Annotated in this window: 1 protein-coding gene and 2 pseudogenes; 2 read left to right on the forward strand and 1 reads right to left on the reverse strand. The window is 59.6% G+C overall.

The features are described 5' to 3' along the window. The first annotated feature begins 26 nt into the window (after positions 1-26). Positions 27-7,667 carry a carbohydrate-binding protein gene (locus C6W55_RS12590; RefSeq protein WP_286892904.1) on the forward strand — a complete coding sequence of 2,547 codons (7,641 nt, stop codon included), beginning with the start codon at positions 27-29 and terminating at the stop codon, positions 7,665-7,667. Between the two features lie 171 nt (positions 7,668-7,838). On the opposite strand, the pseudogene C6W55_RS12595 reads toward C6W55_RS12590, so the two are convergent. Next, positions 7,839-8,108, reverse strand: a pseudogene (locus C6W55_RS12595) (rhodanese-like domain-containing protein); the annotation flags it as partial. A gap of 85 nt (positions 8,109-8,193) precedes the next feature. On the opposite strand from C6W55_RS12595, the pseudogene C6W55_RS18150 reads away from it, so the two are divergent. Beyond that, a pseudogene (locus C6W55_RS18150) lies at positions 8,194-8,328 on the forward strand (group II intron maturase-specific domain-containing protein); the annotation flags it as partial. Between the last annotated feature and the right edge of the window lie 124 nt (positions 8,329-8,452).

Below are 8,452 nucleotides of genomic sequence, written 5' to 3' on the forward strand. Positions count from 1 at the left end.
GGTTTCAAACTGGAGGAGGTAAAGCGATGAGAATCAGGCGCAAACTTTCCGTGCTGCTCGCCGTTCTGATGGTCTGGTCTTCATTCTTCGGCATCTTGCCCGCGTTTGGCGCCGCCCCGGCCGGACTGCCGGCTTACCTGGATACGTCCCGGCCGGTGGAGGAACGGGTGGCGGACCTGCTGGGCCGCATGACGCTGGACGAGAAAGTCGGACAGATGGTCCAGGCGGAACGGGCCAGCGCGACGCCCGAGGATGTGCGAAACTATTATCTCGGTTCCGTCTTGAGCGGCGGCGGTTCGTTCCCGAACGGGAAGCAGAGCGACAGCACGCGGGACAACTGGATCCGCATGTTCAACAGCTATCAGGACGGCGCCTTGTCCACCCGTCTGGGGATTCCGCTGCTGTACGGGGTGGACGCGGTGCACGGCCACAACAATGTGATCGGCGCTACCATTTTTCCGCACAATATCGGGTTGGGCGCGACCCGCAACCCGGAGCTTGTGAAGCAGATCGGTTCGGCCGTGGCTAGGGAGGTGCGGGCGACGGGCGTAAACTGGACGTTCGCGCCGACGATTGCCGATCCGCAAAATATCAAATGGGGCCGAACCTATGAAGGATTCGGCGATGACCAGACCCTTGTGGGGGATATGGGAGCGGCGTTCATCCGGGGATTGCAGGGGGACACGCCCGGGGAACGGAAGCGCACCGACAAAGTGGTGGCAACCGCCAAACATTTCATCGGCGAGGGATTGACGGACAACGGCGTCAATCAGGGCGACATCACCTCGCTTACGGAAGATGAAGTGCTCGCGCTGAACCTGCCGATGTACAAGAAGGCGGTGGATGCCGGCGCGAGAGTCATCATGGCTTCCTACAACAGCATTCAGGGACTGAAAATGCACGCCAACAAACGGCTGCTGACGGACGTGCTGAAAGGAAACGGTCCCGGCGGGCTTGGCTTCACCGGGTTTGTCGTCTCCGACTATGACGCCGTCAAGCAAATTACCCGCGACTGGGAAGGAAACCCGGTCAGCGGATTGAAAGACCAGATCCGCGTCGCGGTCAACGCCGGCGTGGATATGCTGATGATTCCGCACGACTGGAAATTGGCGATCCGGTATCTGAAAGAGTTGGCATCGGAAAATAAAATTCCGATGGAGCGTATTGATGACGCGGTTTCCCGCATCTTGCGCGTCAAATTCGAATTCGGTTTGTTCGAGCATCCGAAGGCGGATCCGAAACTTGCCGGCTATCTGGGGGCACAAAGCCATCGCGAACTGGCCCGCCAGGCGGTGCGGGAGTCGCTCGTGTTGCTGAAAAACGACAAGGTGGACGGCGAGCCGATCCTGTCCCGCCTGCCGAAGATGAAACGAATCTTTGTCGCGGGGAAAAGTGCGGACGACCTGGGCATGCAATTGGGCGGCTGGTCCATTACCTGGCAAGGCCAATCCGGAAAAACGACGGAAGGCACCACCATTCTCGAGGGCATCCGCCAGGCGGTCGGTTCTTCCAAGACGGTCACGTTCAACGAACATGGCCGGGGCGCCGCCGGGCATGACGTGGCAATTGTCGTCATCGGCGAACCTCCGTATGCCGAGGGCAACGGCGACAATCTCAATTCGCTGAAGCTGGACGACGAGGATGTGGCCACGCTCCGCAATGTCGAGGAAGCGAATATTCCGACCATCGTCATTCTGATTTCCGGACGCCCGATGATTATTAACGATTACTTGGACGATTGGGAAGGCCTGATCGCCGCGTGGCTTCCCGGAACGGAAGGGCAAGGCGTGGCCGACGTGCTGTTCGGTCCCTACGATTTCAAAGGCAAGCTGCCGATTCGCTGGCCGTTCTGGACCGAGGCTTACAAGCCGCTGGTCGCGGGAGAGAAAAACCTGGACGAACCGTACATCCTGTTCGACTACGGATACGGGTTGACGAAAAACGAGGAAACGCCCGCGTTAAAACCGGTTCCGGCCAATCCCGGCGCTCCTCGTTACGAGCGGGTGGAGGCGGAATATTTCATCGCCAGCAGCGATGTAGGCCTGGAAGACACCTCGGACGAGGGCGGCGGACAGAACGTCGGATGGATTGACGAAAACGATTGGCTCGAGTATCTCATTGAAGTTCCCGAGGACGGAACCTTTGACGTCGATTTCCGCTATGCGGCCAATCTGAGCGGCACGACGGGCTTCAAACTGCTCGATTCCGACGGGAAAGAACTCGGATCGCTCACTGTTCAGTCCACTGGCGGCTGGCAAAACTGGAGAACCGTCACCATGCCCAACGTGACCTTGAAGGCGGGGATCCAGAAAGTCAAGATCCTGTTCACCGGAGGCAGCATCAACCTCAACTGGTTCGGCTCTCCCGGATTCAGGCCGTATAAAGAACGCGTCGATCACGGAGCCGGGTATCAACCCGAACTTCCGGTGCTGAAAGAGGGCGCCGTGGAGGTGTGGGTGACGAACGAGCGGAAGCCGAAGAGCAGGGACTGGTACTTTGCTCCCCAATATGAACCGGGCGACAAGAAGCTGGAGAAGGAACCGAACCTCAATCTGACGATTGAGGACCGGAACGCGGGGGACGACATTCCGACCATCCGGATCGATCCGCAAAAGACCTATCAGTCTGTCCTCGGCATCGGATCGTCGATGGATGAGTCGACCGTGTTCAATCTGCGGAAAATGTCGGAAGCCAAACGAAATGAAGTGTTGGCCAAGCTGTACAGCGAAACGGACGGCATCGGCATGAGCCTGGTCCGCGTCACGATCGGAACGGCGGACTTCACGGCGCAACCGTTCTATACCTATGACGACATGCCGCCGGGGCAAACGGATGAAGACTTGAGCGAGTTTTCCATCCAGAAGGACATTGATCTCGGCATCATCGACGCTTTGAAAAAAGCGAAAGAACTGAACCCGAATCTCAAGTTTTTCGCGTCCCCGTGGAGTCCCCCGGGTTGGATGAAAACGAGCGGCAGCATGATCGGGGGACAAGTGAAAGACGAATATCTGCCCGTGCTCGCCAAGTACTATGTGAAGTTCATCCAGGAATACAAAAAGCAGGGCATTGACATTGAAGCGATGACGCTGCAAAACGAGCCGTTGCTGGAAATCGATTATCCGAGCACGAAAATGCCCTGGCAACAACAGAAAGAATTGGCCAAACTGCTGAAAAAGGAATTGGAAGCGGCCGGTCTCGGCCATGTGAAGCTGTGGATTTTCGACCATAATCCGAGCGATACGATGACGTATCCGGTCCCCTTGCTGGATGCGCTTCGGAGGGAAGGTCCGGAAGCTTACGCGGTTGTGGACGGCACCGCGTTCCACGATTACGGCGGCGAATTGTCCATGATGTCGAAACTGAAGGAACTGCACCCCGAGAAGCACGTCTATCTGACGGAGCGGGCCGTCTGGGGAACGGAAGGGGCCGACCGGATCGCCCAGTATTTCCGCAATTGGGCGAGGAGCTACAATTCCTGGGTCGTCATGCTGGACAGCGACATCAAGACGCACCAATGGGTGGGCACGCCGGATCCGACGCTGCTCATTCAGGATTCGGCCGACCGCGACAATTATTGGATGACGCCGGAATATTACATCCTGGGCCATTACACGAAATTCGTGAAACCGGGATACGTGCGGGTGGACAGCAACTATTCGCCGAGTCCGGACGTGACCAACGTCACCTTCATGAGCCCGGACGAAAGCACCCTGGTGACGGTCGTGATCAACCGTTCCGACTCGCCGCAAACGTTCCGGATCGTCAGCGAGGGAACCCAGTTTGTAGCGACCCTGGATGCGAAATCCGTGGCGACTTACCGCTGGAACCGGATCCGGGCGCAAGAGGTTCCGGGATCCGTACGCGCCGTGGATTTCACGGAAGCGGAAGGATCGTACAAGATCAATCGGGACAATCCCGACTCGCCCTATATCGACTACATCAATCAGGACGATGCGGTTTCCGAGCCGGCGACGTTCCATTATGCGATTGACGTCAAGAAAGACGGAGCATACTATTTCGATTTTGAGTATGCGACGGAAAATCCGGGGGATCGCAAATTCACGGTGAAAGTGGACGATCAGGAAGTCCTGTCCGGGGTGAATCTGCCCCAGCCCACATACGGGTGGGACAATTTCAGCGCGCATCGCGTGCGCGTGAACCTCACGTCCGGACTGCACAAGCTGACCGTGGTCGTGGAAGGGAAGGACATCAACTTTGCCGGCTTTACGCTGACGCCCGTTCAGGATGAAACCGCGGTGCCAGGCCTGCTGGAGGCGGAGCAGTTCACGTCCGCATCCGGCGTGCTGGTACAGCAGGAAGGCCGCACCATTGGCTATCTGGACGCCGGCGACGAAATGCGTTATGCGGTGAACGTGCCGGTTTCCCGGGCGTATCCCGTGACCCTCCGTTACGCTTCGGCAAATGACGAGTCCAGGATCGAATTCGCCTCGGGCGACCAAACAAGCGAAGTGGTCTTGCAGGGCACGGGAGACTGGGACAAATGGCAAACGGTGACCGGCAGCGTGTATCTGGACGCCGGCGCAAGCGAACTGACCGTTCGCGTCCTGGAAGGCGGCGCGAATCTGGACTGGTTCGCCTTCGGACCGGTGCTGCAGGTTTCCGGCAACGGCCTTCAGGAAGGGGCGGTGGACGGCGGCCAGCTGGAGGTTCAACTGCTGAACGGAACGTTTGCCGATCCGCTGAACGCTTCCAACTGGAGCGTGGAAGGGCTTGACGGAGTGAGCGTCGCATCGGTGAATCGCGCCGGCGATCAATCCGCTGTGCTGCAATTGTCGGGCACCGAAATGGCGGATACCGACTCCGACCTGGAGTTTACCGTGACGGCCAGCGTTTATGAAATGGCATCGGGATCCGACTACGGCGATTTCGGGATCATCCGATCCAACAGGGTGGTATTGATCGCCGAGGACGATGAGGAAACGCTGTCGGCGGTTCCGGAACGCATCCCGTATGATGAGGTGGAGGGTGCCGTCATCCGGTTGCAACTGGAGGGAGGCACATTCGTTCCGGACCATGTGCAGGACATCACGCTGTCGGGGGATGCGGCGACGAAAGGTTACGTTTCCATCAGTAATATCGCCTACGTCAGCCCGACCGAAGTGGACATCGCCCTGACGTGGAACGGAACGCCCTATTACGGCGATCTGCCGCTCATCATCCGGGTTCCGGCGGCGGCTTACCGCGATTCCGCCGGAGGAGGGACGCTGGAAACGACGGTCACGCTGGAAGGAACGGCGAAACATGCCGATCCGATCGACCTTTCGGCAACCGGAACTCTTCCGCTGGATCAATACTTCAGACTGCATGGCGTGGAGGAAGACAACGGCGTCCTGCGCACGTTTGAAGCGGGCGACTGGGTCGAGTACAGGCTGAACGTACCCGAGTCCGGAGACTATACGGTAAATCTGAAGGTCCAGTACACGTCCGGCGGTTTTGAAGGAATTGTGCTGGAAAGCGACGACCGGACATTGGCGAAAATCAGCGTGCAAAGCAACAGCGCAGCGTGGATGGGAACGCGGGCGACGGTTTACCTGGATCAGGGCGTCCGTACGTTCCGCATCAAGGTAAACGCCGGTTCGCTCACGCTTGGCGGAGTGGAAATTGTGCCCCGCGCGGCGATCGCCATCGGCGAAGATCCGGTTGTCCTGGAAGCGGAGAACTATCATCAAGGAACGAAGTTTGTGATTGAATATCAGCAGGGTCAACCCAGTCACATCGGCTACACCAATCCGGACGACTGGCTGGAGTATCTCGTCGATGTGGATCGGGCCGGAGTCTACAAGGTGACGTACCGGTACGCCACGACACAAAGCGGCGTATCCGTCCGGCTGACGGCAGGCGGTCAATCGGTGGTAACGCCGCTGCCTGCCACGGGAGGATGGGGCAATTATACCGAACAGACCGCCCTGGTTCGTCTGTCCGCCGGTGTGCAAACGATCCGGTTCACGATCCTGGGCGACGGCGCGAATTTCGACTGGTTCGGCATCGAGCCGTATGACGGCGAGTTGCTGGAAGGCCAGGTGGCCACGCCGACGGCATATCGCATTGGAAACAAGGTGTATCTGGTTACGGCTACGGCAGGGGCAAAAATCTACTATACGACAGACGGTTCGTTGCCGACTGCCGACAGTAACGAATATACCGGACCGATTACCGTCGGGGATTCCTTCCTGATTCGCGCCATTGCCGTGAAACCCGGCATGTACGACAGCTTCGCGGGCTGGTTCAATGCGGTTGTCACACCGGAAGGTGAGCCGCAGCCGAAGCCGCAGCCGAAGCCGCAGCCTGAGCCGAAGCCGCAGCCGAAGCCGCAGCCTGAGCCGAAGCCGCAGCCGAAGCCGCAGCCTGAGCCGAAGCCGCAGCCTGAGCCGAAGCCGCAGCCGAAGCCGCAGCCTGAGCCGAAGCCGCAACCGCAACCGCAAACGCCTGGAACGGCAGCGCCGGAGCCGGAAAGCGACGACCGGGAAGCGGAGGCCGATCCGGAACTCTTGCTTCCGGAACCCGTCCTGGATCCCGGGACCGGACTCGCCTCCATTGCCGTGGATCCCGCCGCGCTGCAAAAAGCGCTGGATCAGGCGGATGAGCGCAACGGCGTGAAAACGGTGATTTTAAAGATCCCGGAAACGGAACCGGAGGCTGTGGGTGCAGACGGGTGGCTGATCAACCTTCCGGCCGAATATGTGTCCGGCAAGTCCGGAATTCGCATCCAGCTGGCTGCATCCCGGTTTACCGTCACGGTTCCGGGGAACATGATACCCGAAGCCAGCCTGAATGGCGCGAAACTGGCGGGCATCTCCATCGTTGCTGCCGGTGCGGAAGCGGTGCCGGATGAAGTCAAATCGTCGGTGGGCAACCGTCCCGTCTGCAAGTTCGGACTCTATCTGGACGGCCAGCCGGTGATCTGGTTCAATCCGGATGCCGCGGTGACGGTCCGGTTGGCTTATCAACCGGACGCGCTTGAGGATCCGGAGCATCTGGTCATCCTGCAGATTGACGATCATGGCCATGTCACGCCGGTACCGAACGGTTATTACGATCCGGATTCCGGCCATGCCGTATTCCGCACCAACGGTTTCGCAACGTTCGCGGTCGCCTATGTGCACAAAACGTTCAAGGATCTGGGGAAACACGCCTGGGCGCAGCGGGCGATCGAAGTGCTCGCTTCCCGGGGCGTGATCAAGGGTGTGTCGGATACGGCGTTCCAGCCGCAATCCAACATCAAGAGAGCCGATTTCATCCTGCTTCTGGTCAGGGCGCTGGGACTCTCGGCGACAGTGACGGATTCGTTTGACGACGTGAAATCGGACGCTTACTACCATGAGGCGGTCGGAATCGCCAAACGTCTGGGCATCGCGCGCGGGGTCGGCGAGAACCGGTTCCGGCCGGATCAGGCCATCACCCGGCAGGAAATGATGGTGCTGGTTGCGCGAGCGCTGCAAGCGGCAGGTCGACCGCTGGCCGACGGGAATCCGCAGGCGCTGGGCGCGTTCGCGGACCGCGCGCAAGTGGCGGATTACGCGGCAAGCAGCGTGGCGTCCTTTGTGCAGGAAGGGTGGATCACGGGTTCGGCGGGCAAGCTTCGTCCGCTGGATCCTGCTACCCGCGCCGAAGTCGCCGTCTTGCTGTACCGGATCCTGAAACCGTAGGGCAAACCGAATGCAGACTGCCTTCGCTTGCGTGAAAAGGCGCCGGCCTTCAAGGCCGGCGCCTTCATCGTGGTACGCCCGGCAAGGGCGCCTGCGACGCGATCCATTTTTCTCGATTACCTTTCCTGCGACAAACTGGTGCCCGTGCAAGCGCAAATCGAGGCGATGTGCTTAACCGCCGCTCCGGGTGCCGGCGGGGACGCGCCTGGCGATCACGTAAGAGCGGTAGCCGCCGGACAGGTTTTTCACGCGGAAACCTTTCTGGGCCAGGATGCGCGAAGCGTAATAGCCGCGCTGGCCGACCTGGCAGTACACCCAGATTTCCTTGTCGCGCGGCAGCTCGCCGAGGCGGTCGCGCAATTCGTCCACCGGGATGTGGACGCTCCCCGGAATGTGGCCTGCGGCGTATTCCTCGGCCGTCCGCACGTCGACCAGGACGGAGAGAGAGATTCGCTGAAGGTGGGTCATTTTCATTCCGGCGCCGGTGGGTCAATTATAACCCGGCTGTGACAGTGTACCTGAATGAGCGGCTCGGATGATGGCGTACTCAAGGCGTGGTCCTTGGGAAATGTCCCGCAACACAAACAATGCCCTCCCGACTTCCTATTGGGAAGCGAGAGGGCTGAAAAGTATGCTTTCTCGTTACCTTGAGCTTTGTTAACCTTCGGAACCGCCGTATGCGGACCCGCATGTACGGTGGTGTGAGAGGCCGGGGGCTAGCCGCCCCCTCCTACTCGTTGTACGCCCGGCATGGGCGTCATCTCTACGGTGAAAGTCCGGAATGG

This window comes from Thermobacillus sp., from assembly GCF_003390775.1.
Lineage (GTDB): Bacteria > Bacillota > Bacilli > Paenibacillales > Paenibacillaceae > Thermobacillus > Thermobacillus xylanilyticus.